Genomic DNA, 1,283 nt, shown 5'->3' with positions numbered 1-1,283 from the left:
CTGGTCAGCACGAGCCGCTCAGCGCCGGCCTCCGCCAACCACCGCGCGACACGACCACCCAGCGCACCCGTGCCACCCGTCACCAGCACCGTGCCCGACGGAACCCACGACCCCGCACCCTCCGGCAGCGCCGCCCGCACCAAACGACGCCCGAACACACCTGACGCACGCACGGCCACCTGATCCTCGACCGACCCGGCCAGCACACCCATCAGACGCGACAGCGCACGCTCGTCCAGCGTCTCAGGCAGATCGACCAGACCACCCCAGCGCTCCGGCACCTCCAGCGCCGCAACCCGACCCAGACCCCACACCTGCGCCTGCGTAGGCGACACAAGTCGGTCCGACCGACCGACCGAGACCGCACCCCGCGTCAGACACCACAACGAGGCGTCCACCTGGGCATCGCCCAGCGCCTGCAGCAGAGAGACCGACTCCACAAGCCCGAGCAGCGACACCACACCCGCGTACTCACCGGCGACCAGACCCGCCAGTGCAGCGCGATCCATGCCCGACTCGACTTCGACGCGGCGCACCTCCGCACCACGGTCCGCAAGCGCATCCACCAGCGGCCCGTCAACGTCACTCTCGGCCGGAACCACGACCAGCCACAACCCGGACAGGCGCGCGCCCGAAGCCTCGGTCAGCGGCTTCCACACCACCCGGTACCGCCAGCCGTCCACCTCCGACCGCTCCCGACCCTGCCGACGCCACGCCGACAGACCGGGCAGGACACTCGCCCAAGCGGTGTCGTCATCGGTCCCGAGGGCGGAAACCAGTGACGTGAGGTCCTCTCGCTCCACCGCCTCCCAGAACCGGGCATCCACGGTGTCCACGGCCCCACCGGTCGGAGCGTTGGCCGGCAGTGCCGCCTCCGGCCAGTAGCGCTTCCGCTGGAAGGCGTAGGTCGGCAGGTCCGCCCGCCGCGCACCGGTCCCGGCGAAGAACTTCCGCCAGTCGGCCTCCACGCCTCGCACGTGTGCCTGCGCCAACGCCGTGACGGCGGTCTCCGCCTCCGAACGGCCCTTGCGCAGCACCGGAACGAAGACCGCGCCCTCGCCCGTCACACACTCCTGAGCCATCGCCGACAGAACCCCGTCAGGACCCAGCTCCACAAACGTGCTGACACCGGCCTCCTCCAGGACACGGACACCGTCCAGGAAGCGCACGGCTTCACGGACGTGCCGGACCCAGAACTCGGGCGAGCCCATGTCATCTGCGACGACGGCGCCCGTCAGGTTCGACACGACCGGGATACGCGGGGCCTCGAACGACAGCCCCGC

General features: G+C 71.0%; 1 protein-coding gene. It reads right to left on the bottom strand.

Going from position 1 to position 1,283, the window contains the following annotated elements; translation table 11 throughout:
* On the bottom strand, positions 1–1,283 hold a 1,283-nt coding region (locus tag CHF15_RS43745), incomplete at both ends, for a KR domain-containing protein (RefSeq protein WP_143681809.1).

The organism is Actinacidiphila glaucinigra, assembly GCF_900188405.1.
Classification (GTDB): domain Bacteria; phylum Actinomycetota; class Actinomycetes; order Streptomycetales; family Streptomycetaceae; genus Actinacidiphila; species Actinacidiphila glaucinigra.
The sequence above is the reverse complement of the archived record's forward strand: the minus strand, read 5'-3'. Positions and strand labels throughout refer to the sequence as shown.